This window comes from Epilithonimonas tenax DSM 16811 (genome assembly GCF_000428485.1).
Lineage (GTDB): Bacteria > Bacteroidota > Bacteroidia > Flavobacteriales > Weeksellaceae > Epilithonimonas > Epilithonimonas tenax.
Genome location: NZ_AUAA01000002.1, coordinates 180,509 through 196,270 on the forward strand (window position 1 = coordinate 180,509; position 15,762 = coordinate 196,270).

General features: G+C 38.4%; 16 protein-coding genes and 3 tRNA genes. 12 read left to right on the forward strand and 7 right to left on the reverse strand.

Annotated elements, in window-relative coordinates:
* The first annotated feature begins 53 nt into the window (after positions 1-53).
* The 9 genes from porG to F564_RS0101775 all read left to right on the forward strand — a co-directional run bounded on the left by porG (position 54) and on the right by F564_RS0101775 (position 8,960).
* Complete coding sequence (porG, locus tag F564_RS0101735) at positions 54-851, forward strand: type IX secretion system protein PorG (protein ID WP_028121084.1); 798 nt, start codon at positions 54-56, stop codon at positions 849-851.
* 5 nt (positions 852-856) lie between these two features.
* On the forward strand, positions 857-1,603 hold the full coding sequence (locus F564_RS0101740; RefSeq protein WP_028121085.1) for an isoprenyl transferase: 747 nt from the start codon (positions 857-859) through the stop codon (positions 1,601-1,603).
* A 29-nt stretch (positions 1,604-1,632) separates the two neighbouring features.
* Positions 1,633-4,167: an outer membrane protein assembly factor BamA gene (gene bamA, locus F564_RS0101745; RefSeq protein ID WP_028121086.1), complete on the forward strand. Its 2,535-nt coding sequence runs from the start codon at positions 1,633-1,635 to the stop codon at positions 4,165-4,167.
* A 22-nt stretch (positions 4,168-4,189) separates the two neighbouring features.
* Complete coding sequence (locus tag F564_RS18530) at positions 4,190-4,834, forward strand: OmpH family outer membrane protein (protein WP_076605637.1); 645 nt, start codon at positions 4,190-4,192, stop codon at positions 4,832-4,834.
* A gap of 37 nt (positions 4,835-4,871) precedes the next feature.
* On the forward strand, positions 4,872-5,372 hold the full coding sequence (locus F564_RS0101755; RefSeq protein ID WP_028121087.1) for an OmpH family outer membrane protein: 501 nt from the start codon (positions 4,872-4,874) through the stop codon (positions 5,370-5,372).
* A 64-nt stretch (positions 5,373-5,436) separates the two neighbouring features.
* The gene (locus F564_RS0101760) at positions 5,437-5,916 is read left to right on the forward strand and encodes an acyl-CoA thioesterase (RefSeq protein ID WP_028121088.1); all 480 of its coding nucleotides are present in this window, start codon (positions 5,437-5,439) and stop codon (positions 5,914-5,916) included.
* 2 nt (positions 5,917-5,918) lie between these two features.
* A complete protein-coding gene (gene rfbD, locus F564_RS0101765; RefSeq protein ID WP_028121089.1) occupies positions 5,919-6,788 on the forward strand; it encodes a dTDP-4-dehydrorhamnose reductase in 870 nt (289 codons plus the stop codon).
* Complete coding sequence (locus F564_RS0101770) at positions 6,781-7,461, forward strand: hypothetical protein (protein WP_028121090.1); 681 nt, start codon at positions 6,781-6,783, stop codon at positions 7,459-7,461. Before rfbD ends, F564_RS0101770 begins: the two co-directional genes overlap by 8 nt.
* 128 nt (positions 7,462-7,589) lie before the next feature.
* Positions 7,590-8,960, forward strand: coding sequence for a tetratricopeptide repeat protein (locus F564_RS0101775; protein WP_028121091.1), 1,371 nt, complete (start codon positions 7,590-7,592; stop codon positions 8,958-8,960).
* Positions 8,961-9,328: 368 nt separating this feature from the next.
* Here the strand turns inward: F564_RS0101775 and F564_RS0101780 are convergent, their stop codons facing one another.
* The 5 genes from F564_RS0101780 to F564_RS0101800 all read right to left on the reverse strand — a co-directional run bounded on the left by F564_RS0101780 (position 9,329) and on the right by F564_RS0101800 (position 13,685).
* A complete protein-coding gene (locus F564_RS0101780; RefSeq protein ID WP_028121092.1) occupies positions 9,329-10,210 on the reverse strand; it encodes a DMT family transporter in 882 nt (293 codons plus the stop codon).
* Positions 10,207-10,854 (reverse strand): leucyl/phenylalanyl-tRNA--protein transferase, encoded by a 648-nt coding sequence (gene aat, locus F564_RS0101785; protein ID WP_028121093.1) that lies wholly within the window; start codon positions 10,852-10,854, stop codon positions 10,207-10,209. Before aat ends, F564_RS0101780 begins: the two co-directional genes overlap by 4 nt.
* A gap of 5 nt (positions 10,855-10,859) precedes the next feature.
* Entirely contained in the window at positions 10,860-12,224 is a 1,365-nt protein-coding gene (hutF, locus tag F564_RS0101790) for a formimidoylglutamate deiminase (RefSeq protein WP_034980487.1), read from the reverse strand.
* A gap of 187 nt (positions 12,225-12,411) precedes the next feature.
* Positions 12,412-13,215 carry an N-formylglutamate amidohydrolase gene (locus F564_RS0101795; RefSeq protein WP_051259524.1) on the reverse strand — a complete coding sequence of 268 codons (804 nt, stop codon included), beginning with the start codon at positions 13,213-13,215 and terminating at the stop codon, positions 12,412-12,414.
* An 89-nt stretch (positions 13,216-13,304) separates the two neighbouring features.
* Positions 13,305-13,685 carry a DUF3127 domain-containing protein gene (locus F564_RS0101800; protein WP_028121096.1) on the reverse strand — a complete coding sequence of 127 codons (381 nt, stop codon included), beginning with the start codon at positions 13,683-13,685 and terminating at the stop codon, positions 13,305-13,307.
* A 170-nt stretch (positions 13,686-13,855) separates the two neighbouring features.
* Here F564_RS0101800 and F564_RS0101805 point away from each other — a divergent pair.
* From F564_RS0101805 to F564_RS0101815, 3 genes are all read left to right on the forward strand, one after another.
* Positions 13,856-13,937: transfer RNA gene (locus F564_RS0101805), tRNA-Leu, on the forward strand.
* 41 nt (positions 13,938-13,978) lie between these two features.
* Positions 13,979-14,054, forward strand: a tRNA-Gly gene (locus F564_RS0101810).
* A gap of 5 nt (positions 14,055-14,059) precedes the next feature.
* Positions 14,060-14,143: transfer RNA gene (locus F564_RS0101815), tRNA-Leu, on the forward strand.
* A 281-nt stretch (positions 14,144-14,424) separates the two neighbouring features.
* Here the strand turns inward: F564_RS0101815 and F564_RS0101820 are convergent.
* Both F564_RS0101820 and F564_RS18535 read right to left on the reverse strand, forming a co-directional pair.
* Complete coding sequence (locus tag F564_RS0101820; protein ID WP_028121097.1) at positions 14,425-14,724, reverse strand: hypothetical protein; 300 nt, start codon at positions 14,722-14,724, stop codon at positions 14,425-14,427.
* Entirely contained in the window at positions 14,714-15,448 is a 735-nt protein-coding gene (locus F564_RS18535; RefSeq protein ID WP_154656778.1) for an OLD family protein, read from the reverse strand. The genes F564_RS0101820 and F564_RS18535 overlap by 11 nt, the downstream gene beginning before the upstream one ends.
* Positions 15,449-15,762 lie beyond the last annotated feature (314 nt).

The window sequence follows — 15,762 nt, forward strand, 5'->3', positions numbered from 1 at the left end:
TGTTTTATATTTGCACCAAATTTTTGAATAATATACGTTTCAGTAAATTGAAAATGAAGAAAGAACTCACTTACTCCCTTATTGCCCTCTTATTTTTTCTAAGCTTTGCAAAAGCGCAAAGACACGAAATTGGGGTGCAGCTGGGTATAAGCAATCTTGTAGGAGATATTGGGAGGACCAATTATGTCCTGCAAAAGCCGATAGGTCGTATTTCTGATAATGGATTGCCTTTTTATGGTGGATTGATGTACAGGATGAATTTTAATCCTTATCAAACCCTCAGGCTTAATTTGGGATACAGTCATATCCAGTTTGATGATAGATATGCTAAAGAAAATTATAGAAGAATGAGACAGCTGAGAGGCACCAACTCTGTTTTCTCCGCAGATTTGCTTTTCGAATATAATTTTTTGCCAGTCAATGATGAGCAGGTAAGTATGCTGAGTCCGTATATCTTCGGAGGATTTTCCGGTCTGTATATGGAAGCCGCTAAACCAGAGCTGACGATCAATTCTGCTGCTGATGTTCTTGTAAATTACACGCAGGAGAAAGCATTTACGATGGGTATTCCCTTTGGAGTTGGACTCAAATATAAATTTAATTACAACTGGGCACTGTCTGGGGAGTTTACTTTCCGGCCAACATTCTCAGACCAAGTAGATTACAGTATGCTGAAAGAAGAAGATGTAACAGTAAGGAAAACAGCGCTTAATGATGAAAACACAGCTTTGGTGGTTCAGGATTTTATCAATAAAAGAAATATTGGAAATCCAAATTCAAAAGATTGGGTTAATTCTGCAACACTTATTTTGTCTTATTCTTTTGGAAGACCACCTTGTTATTGCAAATAATTATGATGCCGGATTTAAAGACACTTATAAATAAAGATAAACTTCCCCAACACGTTGCTGTAATTATGGACGGCAATGGCAGGTGGGCAAAATCCAGAGGAGAAGAAAGAACCTTTGGGCATAGGAATGCGATTAGCGCAGTGCGCAATGTGATCAATGCTTGTAATGAGATTCAGATTCCATATCTTACGCTTTATACCTTTTCTTCTGAGAACTGGAACAGACCAAAAGAAGAAGTAGACACCCTGATGAGTCTTCTCTCTGAAACATTGCTTTTGGAAGCAGAAGAGATATTTTCAAAAGGATTGAGGATGCATGTTGTAGGCGATATCAGTCAGTTACCGGAGTTGGTAAAAGATCAGCTTCTCAATGTCATAGAGCTTACAAAAAACAATAAAAATGGTAACCTAATCCTTGCTCTCAATTACGGATCTCAAAAGGAAATTCTGAAAGCGGTGAAAGAGATCAGCGAGGAAGTGAAGGCAGGGAAAATAAATTCAGAAGACATAGACGAGAAATACTTGGAAAACCATCTTTACACAAAAGATTTTCCGTCTGTAGATCTGATGATAAGAACCAGTGGTGAAGTGCGAATCAGTAATTTCCTGCTTTGGCAGATTGCGTATGCAGAATTACAGTTTCTAGATGTGCTTTGGCCGGATTTTACAAAAGATACATTTTTTCAGTGCATTCTGGATTATCAAAATAAAGAGAGAAGATACGGAAAGACAAGCGAGCAGCTGCTTTCATAATATATTTAGAAAAGAGAACTTCAATAAGAATGAGATTAAGATTTATACCCATTATTTTGTTAGCGGCTTCGGCGTTTTTGCACGCACAAGTCGTTCCACAGGGTACCAATGCAGAAAACACAGAACTTGCAGCAAACCAAAATCAAGAGTATGTGCTTAAAGATATCGTTGTAGACGGTGTCAAAAGATACACACCCGCTCAGATTTTGCGTTTTACAGGACTGGTGAAAGGAGAGAAGTTAGAAATCCCAGGGCAAAGAGTTAGCAATGCTATCAAAAAGCTTTGGGAAACACAATCTTTTTCTAAAGTCGAGGTGTATATCCAAGATGTTGAAGGGCAGAATGTTGTCCTACAATTCGCTTTGCAAGACCTTAAAGAATTAGGAGAAGTCAAATTTACAGGCAAAGGGATTGGTAAGTCCAAAAATGAAAAACTCATCAAGGATAACAATCTGAAACCTGGTACGAAAATTAATAACAACCTGGTTTCCAGTTTGCAGAATAAAATCCCTCAGGAATATATTGCGAAAGGATTTGCTGATGCGAAAATTAATATAGAGGAAAAAGCCAATGGAGGAGATGCCAACCTGGTAGACTGGACCATAGAAGTATCTAAAGGTAAAAAAGTGAAGATCGATAAAATCGACTTTGATGGTAATACCAGTGTTTCTGACAGAAAGCTTAGAAAAAGTGGTTTTAAAGATACCAAGCAGAAGCGATTTCTCATCGGGATTATCAAGCCTTCAAAGTTTGTTCAGGACAAATATGATGAGGATAAGAAAAACCTAATCAGCTATTACAACTCACTTGGTTTCCGTGATGCAAGTATTGTTTCTGACTCGGTCACGAGAAGTGAAAAAGGATACAACATCAATGTCAAACTTAATGAAGGTAAAAAGTATTACATCGGCGATATCAATTTCATCGGAAATACAACCTTTACAACAGAGTTCTTACAAAGGATTTTAGGTTATAAAACAGGAGATATCTACGACGCTGTGGGATTCAACAAAAAAGTTGGAGATGATGGTGGTAAAGAAGATGACTCTGATATCAAATCCATTTATATGAACAATGGATTCTTATTCTCCAATGTAACCCCAATAGAAAAATCCGTAAAAGGAGACTCTATTAACTTGGAAATCAGGATCAACGAGGGTGAAAAAGCAACCTGGAACCGTGTCACCTGGTCTGGTAATACCACGACTCATGACCACGTGATCCTGAGAGCACTGAGAACAAAACCAGGTGCTTTGTTTGCGAAAACGGATATCAAAAGAACTTATTTCGAATTGGCAGGGATGCAATTCTTTGATCCACAACAAATTGGAACAGATGTAAAACCTAATCCGCAGGATAATACCGTTAATATGCACTGGACACTTGTGGAGAAAGGGTCTTCTCAGGTACAGTTACAAGCTGGTTATGGTGGTGGATCTTTCATTGGAACACTTGGTTTGACATTTAATAACTTCTCTTTGAGAAACTTCCTGAAATTCAAAGACTTCAAACCTGTTCCTCAAGGTGATGGGCAAACATTATCGCTTCAGGCTCAGGCAGGACAGTACTTTACCAATTACGGCGTCTCTTTTACAGAACCGTGGGTTTTTGGAACCAGGCCAACTGCACTTAGCGTTGGATTGAATTATTCAAATGTGCATTATTCAACATCAACAGGAGAACAGACCATGAATATTTTCTCGGCAAGTACAGGTCTTACGAGACTGTTGAAATGGCCGGATGACTATTTCTCACTTTATACAGGGATACAGTACCAGAGCTATCAGTTCAGTAATTATCCATTCTACTTTGGTGACGCTTTGGAATATTACGGAAATACAAAATCATTCAGTTTCAATATAGGCTTGAGCAGAAGTTCTGCCGGTTTAGATCCGGTCTTCCCGACTTACGGTTCAAACATAGAAGCGACTTTAAAATTCACGCCGCCCTATTCCTGGTTTAGTAACAAAGATTACTCTACAATGAGCGTACTGGACAAGTACAAATGGATGGAGTTTTACAAAGTGAAATTAAAAGCAGATTTCTACAACGAAGTGATTGGGAAATTAGTTCTTAGAACAACTGGTGAAATGGGATTCCTGAACGGATATAGCAAAGATCTGGGTGCACCACCATTTGAAAGATATTATGTTGGCGGAGTAGGATTGTTCAATGGTCGATATGACGGTAGAGAGTTGGTACCTTTGAGAGGTTATGAAAATGCTTCTTCTACAGGTTTCAGTTCATCTTCTACTTATGACATTACGCCTTATGGAGGTGCGACGATTTACAACAGATTTGCGGCGGAACTTAGATATCCAATTTCGATGAACCAAACGGCTAAGATCTTTGTTTTGACTTTTGTAGAGGCAGGTAACGCGTGGAACAGCTACGGCACTTATAATCCGTTTAAACTGAAAAGATCTGCAGGTCTTGGTATCAGGGTATCGATGTCAGCATTCGGATTGATTGGATTTGATTTCGCTTATGGATTTGATAAAACGTTAGGAAGTTCAGATCCTTCAGGATGGCAGCAGCATTTCTTGATGAATCAACCATTATAAAAAAATTGATTATTTTTATACGATGAAAAAAATAGCATTAATTGTAACCATTCTTTTTACTTCAACACTCATCTATGCACAAAAGATCGGTGTGGTGGATACAGACTACGTTTTGAGTAAATTGCCTCAGTATAAAGAAGCCGAAAGCAGACTCAATTCACAGGTCACCCAATGGCAGGCTGATATCCAAAGACTTCAGGCAGAATACGAAAGAAAAAGAGAGGCTTTTGAAAATGAAAAAGTACTGCTTGTAGGCGATCAGCTTAAGCTTAGAGAAAAAGAAGTGGTGGATATGGAGAAAAGCATTCGCAATACAATTGGTGCAAGATTTGGGACAAACGGTGAAGTCAATCAGTTGAGATCTAATCTTACAAAACCTTATCAGGATCAGATATGGAACGCCATAAAAACCGTTTCCACAAAAAATAATCTGGGCATAGTTCTTGATAAAAGCAACAACATCAGTGTGATCTTTCTTGATAAAAAATATGACTATACAGAAGCCGTTCTCAATCTTTTAGGTAAAACGCTTCCGAAATCTGAAGAAACCAAAAACAACAGCAAACCAGGTGTGAACGGCAAAGGATCAACGCTTAAAACCGGCGCTAAGGCAAAAGGTGCCATGCAGAGAAAACAGGCACCGTCTGAATCCGCTGATCTCAAATAACAAAACTTAATATAAATTATAAACATAACTTTTTAAAATGAACAAATTAAATGTATTATTAGTAGCCGTTGTAATGGTTTTTGCAACTGGATTTGCACAAGCTCAAAAAATAGCTTCTGTTGATATCAATGCGATCTTTACATCAATGCCGGAAATGAAGGCGCTTGATGCTCAATTGCAAACTTTGCAGACTGCAAAACAAGGTGAATTGGAGAAACAAGGTAAATCTCTTCAGGATCTGATGAAAAAATACCAAGATGAAGCACCTAAACAAACTCAAGCGATCAACGAAACAAGAAGTCAGGAAGTTCAAAAACTTCAAGACAACCTTCAGCAACTTTACGCTGCTGCTCAAAAAGATATCGCTGAAAAAAGAGACGCAGGTCTAGCACCAATTGAGAAAAAAATCAATGATGCTATCTCTAAAGTTTCAAAAGCTGCTGCTTACGATTTCGTATTTGATGCTTCTAGCCCGGCTTTAGTTTACAAAGCAGGTACAGATGCTACGCCAGCTGTTAAAAAAGAATTAGGTCTTTAATTTTAAGACAAGAAAATAATCCCAAACCGCTCTTTTTACGGAGCGGTTTTTTTATTTTTGCACTATGGAAAAAGAATTTTCATCGACGGTAAAGATCCGTTTTGCAGATTGCGACCCTATTGGGCATCTCAATAATGTGAAATATCTGGAGTATATGCTCAATGCGAGGGAAGATCACGTGGAACAAAACTACGGATTCACCTATGAGCAATATACCAGAGAAACAGGCTGCACTTGGGTCACCATCCAGAATGAGATCGCCTATCTGAAAGAAGTAAAGTACAACTCAACCGTGGATATTACCAGCAAGACTGTTTTTGTGGATGATCTCACCGCGGTGGTAGAGTTACTGATGAAAGACGAAAACGGAAAAATAAATGCCGTGTTTTGGCTGACCGTCATCTATTTCAACATGAAGACCAGAAGGGCCGAGAAGATGCCGAATGCCACTTTAGATAAATTCGCACATTTTCTAGTGGATATAGATCATAAAACATTCAAAGAACGCGTTGCTTTTTTTAGAAGCCAAAATAAAATCAAATAATTATGCAAAGAATTTTAGTTGTTGGCGCAAACGGCCAGTTGGGACATTGCCTTCAAAAACTAGCACCGAAATACCACGACCTGTTTGATTTCAACTTTACAGGTTCGGAGGCGCTCAATATTACAGATAAAGCGCAGATCGAGAAAGAATTTGAAGAATACCAACCTGATTTTGTCATCAATGCCTCCGCTTATACGGCCGTAGATTTGGCAGAGAAAGAGGAAGAAAAAGCCTTCTCAGTCAACGCCATTGGCGTTGGTCATTTGGCAGAAGTTTCTAAAGACCACAACGCTATTTTGATTCACGTTTCCACAGATTATGTTTTTGATGGTGAGACCAACCTTAGTTATTCTGAAGATGATTTTACAAATCCAATCGGTGTTTATGGCGCTTCAAAACGGGAAGGTGAAGAGCTGGCTTTGGAAAATAATCCGGAAACAGTCATTCTCAGAACCTCGTGGCTGTATTCAGAATTCAATAAGAATTTTGTGAAAACAATGTTGCATCTTTTCAATATTAAGGAAGAATTGGGAATTGTAGGCGATCAATACGGTCAGCCGACCAACGCCAATGATCTTGCAGAAGCCATTATGGCTATCATAGAGGCAAGAAGTAAAACATTCGGGATCTATCATTTTTCCAATTATCCGGAAACCACTTGGTTCGATTTTGCAAACAAAATAAAAGAATTCTCAGGATCTGGCGTTGTACTAAAGGCCATCACCACCCAGGAATTCCCAACACCGGCCAAACGCCCGAAAAGAAGTACAATGTCTTTGGACAAGATTGAAAAAGATTACAACATCGAGCCAAAACATTGGGAAAATAGTCTTCAGGATTGTATAGAAATCCTAAAAATAACCAATGCGTAAACTATTATTTTTAATCAGTGTTTTTTGTTTTCAGTTCTTTTACCTTCAGATCGTTACGCTCAATAAGGTAGAGAAAACAAACCATAACAAAGACAAGTTTTTTTATAAAATCAATGAGCCTTCGAAATCCGAATTTCTAGGTGAGATTCTTGTGAATGCATACGCCAAAGATGACGTCACAATTTTTGGTGATATTTATAAAAAAGCGAAACAAATAGGTGCCAATTCATTCAATTTGAAACCTCTTGAAAATATGGATGGGACCATTCAGAACTTCAATCCGTCTTATTATATTTTGAATTTGTATTACACGGCTATTGATGATATTCCTGCAGAAGAGAACATAGCCTATTTGCTTTCATCTTCAGAGAAGAAGCAGAAGATCAATATCAATAACAAAACCATAGAGCTGCAGCCGCGAAGTTTCATCAGGCTGGATTTGAATGAGAACCAAATAATGGCAGTTTCCACCAGAAAATTACTGGGTTCAACGGTAAAATTGTCAGCAAAATCCGGACAGCCTTCTTTGTACCTTTCTTTGACCAATTTCAAAATTCGCAGCAATGATAGCCTTTACGGCGGTATCAACCTGAAATCGGGTGATATTACGGGATTAGAAAAATCGTTTGGTATGTTTTTGACTACAATATATACCGAACAAAAAAAGGATTAATGTTAATAAGTTGTGACACATCAGGTGCTTATTTTCAAAATTTAATTTATTAACTTTATACAAGCAGATTTCAGGACCGGGTATTTGTAATTCTCAACACTCAATCTCTAGTCTAAATCTTTACACTATTGGAAGAATTTTTTGAAAACGAACTTGCTAAAAAGTTCGAAGAAATGATAGAGAATAATGATGAATTCTACTTCGATACCGAAGAATATATAGAAATAATCATCTATTATCTGGAGCTGGGAGATTATAGCTATGCAGAAATGGCTGTCAACCATGCTTTGAAAATACATCCCAATTCCCTCGAAATCAAAACCAAGCAATTGGAAGTTTTCCTGGAGCTGGAACGTTATACAAAAGCCAAAGAACTGATTGATGAGTTACATCAGTCATCTTTGGAAGATACAGACTTTTTGGTCTGCTGCGCAAAATATTACTCCAATCTAGGAAATCCGAAAAAATCCATCGAGTATTGCCAGAAAGCCTTGGAGTTAGAAGAGGAAGAAAATTTCCTTCACAACTTCATCGCAGACGAATATGTGAATCTGGACGATCCTTTCAATGCGCTCAAACATTATACTTCAGCTTTGGAGCATGATCCTTATGACGATTATTCTCTAGAGAACGTCATGGTCTGTTACAGCAAACTGAACCGTTCCCAAGAAGCGTTGGACTTCCTGAATCAATATCTGGACAAGTTTTCTTTTTCAGAAACCGCTTGGTACGAGTATGGGCAATTCCACTTCAACAAGAAAAACTTCGAGGAGGCCATCAAAGGTTTCGATTATTTATTAGCCATCAACTCCCAAGCTGTTGGCGTTTATGCGAATAAAGCCGCTTGCTATGAAGCAATGGGAGAGTGGGACAAAGCCATCGCGGTGTACGAGGAAATGCTGGAATTGGAATACACCAAAGCATTTACCTTCTACAAGATAGGCTTGTGTTACAAGGAAGGGAAAAAATTCGTTCCTGCACTCACGTCATTTCAAAAATCTCTAAGAGAAGATCCACAGTTTTATCTGGCCATGATGGAGCAATCCTACATTTATGAGGAATTGGGAAATCCCAAAGAAGCCCTTTATTTCGCTCAGGAAGCTGCCAATCTTAGCGAAGGCAATGTTGAGTATCAAAAACGTCTCGCATTCCTTTACATCACTTGTGGCGATTACGAAGAAAGCCTCACCTGTCTGAAAAAATTGATAGAATCAGAGCCAACCAGATTCTACAACTGGTACGCCTATTCAGAAGTTCTGATGCTGATTGGTGAGTACGAAGAAGCGGTTACCATTCTGGAAAAAGCCCTGAAAGCACATCCACGAGCCGAATTATATTACCAGTTAAGCAATTGCTATCTGCATTTGAAAAATGAAGCAGAAGGCATAGCAATGCTGGAAAAAGCTTTGGAACTGGATTCTACACTCAGCAAAGATATGCAGCAAAAATATCCGTTCATCAAAGAACAAGTAAAAAAAATAAAGGCCAAAAAAAAATAAAACAAAAGCTCAGATTCGTGTCTGAGCTTTTTCGTTTTCAGGAGCCGGGAACCTGCTTTCCACTCTATCTTTTTCTTTCCCGTTGCCTATGCGAAGCCGAAGTTAACGACAAAGAAAAAGGATGCCGTTGCAATCAGGGCTATGAGCTTTGTTATCCAATCAACATTCAATAGTAAAAACAGAATTTTGTCATCCCGAAGAAACCTAGCGGCGTTGTTCAACAAAGTTAATCTGAATGACAGCAGAGAATCAGCTTTTTCTTTGATGAGTTTTTAGTTTATACTAAGCTTGTCGACGTGTCTTTGGGAACCTTCAAATATCTTCAGTGATGTCAAAAAATAGGCGCGGCCTTTGCATTCAAAAACCCATCAAACAACCTTAGGCTTACTCCTCAAAAATATCAACCCAGCTAAAATGACCAGAGCACCAACAGATTGCTGCGTCGTCAATTTTTCGCCATCCAGAACGCCCCAGATGATGGCCACGATTGGCATCAATAAAGTCACGGTGGAGGCAAAAAGCGGCGTCGAAATACTCAGTAATTTATAATTCATCATCATCGCCAATCCCGTCCCGAAGACTGATAATATCGCCACGAAACCCAATCCTTCCATTGTGCTTTGATCTAAAGTCAAATCTTTGAAAAATCCGGCAAAAATCAAAGCTGTTAAGGATGGCAGAAACAAGACCAACGAAAAGACATAAGCTGACATCAAAACCGCCGGAACTTCATGTAATTTTGATTTTACAGTTGTCACGCAAATGGCGTAGAGTAGAACCGCAAGGATCAGTAAGAGAATCGGATAGATTTTGATTTCACCACTTTCGCCACTTCCCAAAGCCAAAATACACGCTCCGATAAAACTTATCAGAACACCAAACAATTGCCGTTTTGTCGTCGAAAATTTCCAAACCAAAGACCCCACAATAATCACAAATATCGGCATCATAGAATTGATGATTCCGGCTATGCTGCTGCTGATCTCAGTTTCTGCCATTGGAAACAGAAACATCGGGATAAAACTTCCTGTAAAAGCAGCCACAATCAGCCACTTCAAATGTCGCTTTGGAAATAATTTTATTTTTGCAATCGCATATGGCATGAGAACAATGCCGGAAATGAGAACACGCAAGGCGCCTACTTCATAAGGATTAAAATGCGCCAGAGATTTTTTGATCAATATAAAAGACGATCCCCAAATCAATGATAATGCGATGAGGAGAATCCATTTTTGTTTTTCTGCTGTCAAGATATTTGTTGTTTTAAGATTTTTAAATAATCGATTTTCGGAATCATTTGAGCGCCCAAACTTTCCAGATGCTGCGAATGGATTTGGCAATCAATGAGTTCCCATTCATTCTGATATTTGGTAGTGAAATGGATAAAGCCAGCTTTCGATGCGTTGGAAACTTTGGCAAACATACTTTCGCCACAAAACACATTTCCAACCTGGATGCCATAAAAACCACCAACCAATTCTTGATTTTGCCAAACCTCAAAACTTTTTGCTTTGCCAAATTGATGAAGTTTCACAAACGATTCTATCAATTCTTCATTGATCCACGTGCCGTCCTGATCTTTCCGTTCAGCCATTTTGCAGCTTCTCATCACATCCTCAAAACGTTGGTTTTCTGTGAATTGAAAAACATCATCTCGGAGGATCTTTCGCATGGATTTTGAGATTTTGATGTCATTAGGGAGAAGAACAAACCTCGGATCCGGACACCACCAAAGGATTTCTTCGCCTTCGTTGTACCAAGGAAATAGTCCGAGTTGATAAGCGAACCAAAGTCTTTCAGGCTTCAAATCACCACCAATAGCCATCAGTCCGTCTGCCGGATCATAAAGTTCCGGATCGGGAAAAGAAATACCGTTGGGATCTAATCGGAGCATTTTAATTAGCGTATTTTAATTTCATTAATTGATTTCACAAAACCTTGTCTAGCTTCTTCATAATGCGCGTGTTTTCCGTTTTTCACCAGCCATTCTCCGGCCACTACAGTTCCCAAAAGATGTGAAGAATCCGATGCATAAACAATAGTATTACAAAGATTTTTAAGAGAAGATGTTGCTATCAAAGGTGCTTTTGCATCAATCACAACGGCGTCAAAACTCTGTCCGACTTTGAAAAAATGCTCATTCTCAAAAGCCATCGATTGTCGCCCGGATTTCCAGGCTGTCTTTAGAGCATTGAAACCGCTATCACCCAGATTGGCCCGGAAAAAAGTATCACGTCTGTGCGTATGGATCCGTTGTCCGTAATCCAAAATTCTGAGATCTTCCAAAGGATTCAAGCAAATCTGACTGTCGGTCCCGATGGACCAACGGCCTCCAAAACTCTGATAATCTTTAAATCTAAATCTTCCGTCACCTAGATTTCCCTCTGTCGATGGGCAAAGCACAATGTTTGCACCTGATTTTGCAGTGCCTTCAACTTCATGATCTTCCAAGTGTGTGCAATGGATTAAGTTGAAATTCTCATTCACATCACAGTTTTCCAACAACCATTCCGCAGGTCTTTTTCCATAGAAATCTACAGAATCTTTGATTTCCTTCAGCTGTTCTGCGATGTGAATATGAAACGGATAGTCTTTCGCAAGCAGCGAGGATGCAATCAAATCCTCTTTCTGAACGGCTCTCAACGAGTGCGAACCAACCGCCAAATTGGCTTTGTCATAATACTTTATCGACTGTTTAGAAGCTTCCAGCAAATGATAGTAATTATCGCTATTTTTTGAAATGAAGCGCCTTTGCAAATCATAAGGCTCAGTCCCAAAATTTCCTGTCTGGTAAAACATCGGGATCAAGCTTATTCTGATTCCGACTCTTTTTGCGGCAGCCACCAATCTTTCGCCCATTTCTGAGAGATTTTGATATGCTTTTCCATCTTTGTCGTGATGTACATAATGGAACTCCGCCACAGATGTGTAGCCGTTTCTCAGCATTTCTACGTACAACATGGCCGCCACATCTTCCATTTGCTGCGGCGAAAGCGACAGCGCAATTCTATACATCGCATCGCGCCAGCTCCAGAAATCATCCGGAACTTCCGAACCTTCAAAATATTCGGCCAAACCGCACATCGCATATTGGAAAGCGTGCGAATGCGCATTTTGAAACCCTGGCAGAGCATACGCGTCAACGTATTCGCCCTCTGGCTTTTCCACGGTTTTCAGTTCAGCGACAGTTCCGGCGTCGTCCAGCTTTACAAAAGCATTTTCCATCCATCCGTTTTCGGTCAGTAATCCTTTGAATGTGTACATTTTATGAGTTGATACTTTTTGGTTCATAGTTGATGGTATCACCGTTTATTTTAATTATTTGGGCAGCTATTCCGCCTTCCACTCCCAATCTTTTTTGCAGATGACTTCAGTTGATTAGGGCTTTTGTTTAAGCAAAAAAGGATTTCCGTTCAAGTCGGGCTGCGTTTCACGGCGTAAAGTAATGAAATCAAATCAATTTCATTTTTTCGACAAGATTAGTGAAAGTCTGTTTCAAAACCACTTGAATGCTCTTCGCATTGGCCTCATCATAAATCTTTTCGGAAGAATCCATGTAATTTGTCTTGCACATTTCCAACTGCAAAGCGTGGATGTTTTCTTCCGGTTTCCCAAAACTTCTCGTGATATAGCCGCCTTTGAAAGGATGGTTATGAGAAAACTCGTAACCTTTATGTTGCAAAGCGTCGATTGTTGTACTGATCAATGCCAGACTTGCAGAGCTTTCATCATTATCGCCCAGGATCAACTCAGGAAAATCTTCACTTCTAATTCCGGGAACAGATTTCCGGATAGAATGGGCATCAAACAACAACACTTTTCCAAATTCGGCTTTTCTCTGTTGTAGAAGCTCAGTTAGTTTCTCGTGATAAGGCGTGTGGTATAACGCAACACGCCTGGCAATTTCATCAGAATCCGGAACGTAATTGTCTTTATAAATCTGATTTCCATTAAAATCTGTCATCGGCACAACATCCGTAATCACTCTGCCGTCGTTATAAAGCGGTTGCTTTTCTGGATTTCTATTAAGGTCAACAACCCATCTGCTGTAATTGGCTACAATCATAGTGATTCCCAACTCTACGGCGAAACTATAAAGCCTATCAATAAACCAGTCTGTATCGTCTGGTTTTTCAGATAGTTCGGGATTCATTTTTGCTTTTAGATCTTCCGGGATGAAAGTGCCCGCATGAGGAATGCTTATGATAATGGGAACTTGCGGAACAGTGGGATCAATGATTTTAAAGATTTCCATACACGATTTTAAAGTTGAAATATAAAAAGAATCCCTGCATTTTTGATAAAAAATGCAGGGAATTTATAAGTGTAAGCGATTCTAAAATCTTAGAATGGCAAATCGTCATCTTCATCCTCTGCGAAAACGTTTTTGTTCTCAGCAGCCGGTTGACCTTGGTTGGGTGTCGCTTCAGTCGGTTCGTTGAAGTCAGAAGAGCCTCCTTTTTCCATTCTCCATCCTACAATCGAATTAAAATACTTGACTTCACCTTGAGGACTAGTCCACTCTCTACCTCTAATGTTGATATGAACTTTTACGCTATCTCCAACTTTGTGTGCATTCAGTAAGTCCACTTTATCCTGAGTAAATTCAATATTAATTGGTTGTGGATACTGTTCTTCAGTCAAAAGAACGAGTTCTTTTTTTTGAAATCCGCTTGCAAATGTTTGTAAATCAGAAATCTTCTTGATTGTTCCTGTTAATTCCATGTCTTCAAAATGTTTTAAGGGTGTAAAGGTAATAAAAAACTAGCGATGTAGTCCAAAAGTGGCGCTTGAAAAAAAAACTTAAAAAAAGATTGAATTAATTTGGAGGTAATATGAAAAGTCTCTATATTTGCACTCACCAAAACGAAAGAAAAGAAGTTCTTAAAAATAATGCGGATGTGATGTAATTGGTAGCCATGCCAGACTTAGGATCTGGTGCTTCACCGCGTGGGGGTTCGAGTCCCTTCATCCGCACAATGTTAAAAAATTTCTAAGCAATTAGAGATTTTTTTTATGCGAAAATAGCTCAGCTGGTAGAGCACGACCTTGCCAAGGTCGGGGTCGCGGGTTCGAGTCCCGTTTTTCGCTCCACCTCTGCCCTGGTGGTGGAACTGGTAGACACGCAGGACTTAAAATCCTGTGTCCGTAAGGACGTACGGGTTCAAGTCCCGTCTGGGGTACTTAAAAGCCTTGATAATCGACTGATTATCAAGGCTTTTTCATTTTTCGTGCAATATATGTGCAATGTTTAATGAGGAATTAAAAAATCAATTAGAGGACTTTTTTTTAACCATTTATCAATTATTTATCTTGTTCAATAATTCGGTTGCGTAAAAGAAATCTAGTAAATGTAAAATAGAATCCCAACTTTCGTCAGAATTCTATTTAATTTTTGATAAATATGCCATTCTTATTTTAAAAATCTCAACGTAAATTTTAAAATGAGCATATACAATGATTTTTATTGCCCTTCTTCCTCTACTAATTCATAATCCACGAGTTCATCATAAATTGCTCCAAGTTCAGAGTTCAACTGTACAAGGTATTCTGTGCAAATGTTATGATATAGATCTTGAGTTTCGTCTTCAAGACTAAATTCAATTGCTCCTTTTTTTAACTCTTTCAATAAGCTATTAAATATCATCTTGACATTATTAGGATTGTCATCAGTAAGTATTATTTGAAGTGGGGTTTCACCGACCTCTAAGACCAAATATGTATTGGTCTCTTCTCTCTTAATAGTTGCTCTTTTAGTTTCCATATATTTTTCCTCTTTCTCCGAAGGCATCTTTACCACCTTCCAATGTTTTCATACTTATTTCTTTCCAATTTAGTTCCGGTCTTGAACCATAAATACATTTTAACGAATTAGAAAATGGATTACCTGTTAAAGTAAAATATTGCCCTTGATCGTGTAATCTGTATATCGAATTATAGGGTAAGGTTCTAACTGCGATATTTGCATCGTGTGTAGCAATAATAACTTTTTTTCCAAGCAATGCTTTTTCTTTTAGCAGTGGAACTATTACATCGTTGATATAATCGTTACCCAAACTTTTCTCTGGTTCGTCAATCAAATAGATGTCTTTATCTTCTACTAATTCCTTATGAAGAAGAATCATAGAAGATTCACCATTTGATGGGCTATATGAAAATCCATTAAGTGTAAAATGTTTACTTTTAAGCAATAAATCGCTTAATGAATTTATGGTCTCTATTCCCTCGATTTCATTTAATTCTGATATTTTTAGAAATAATTCACTGGAATGAATGTGCCGTGAGATAGACTTTATTGCATTTACAAATTGTTTTTGAGGAGTCTTTTTTACATTTTTCACTGGCGAAAAATTACTGTCAGTAAATACGCCATTCTGAATCACTAGATTAGTGTTACAATTTAGTTCTCCTTTTTCTCCTAAACTTCCTGCGTATTCTTGTATTGGGGTAATTTCGATCTTAATATTTTCAAGAATTTCTTTTGCCAACCTTTCTATTTTAATTCGATTTCTAGAATAATCTGCAAATCCTGTTTTAGTGGGTTTTTGAATATTCCGCTGTAAACTACACCACCATTCCGAGGCAAAGTGCACCACTTATTCCGAGACAAAGTGCACCACTTAAATGCATTATTTAAGAAAAAATCGCGAATTATATTTTTTAATGACTCATTAAAAAAGTGTGACATTCCGACACAAAGTACACCACTGAGGTTCAAGTAAACAAATTAATTGCTAGTTTAAATTCCACAAGAATAAAAGCTAGCATTATGGCAAATAAACCTCTACGTATGCAAAAAATT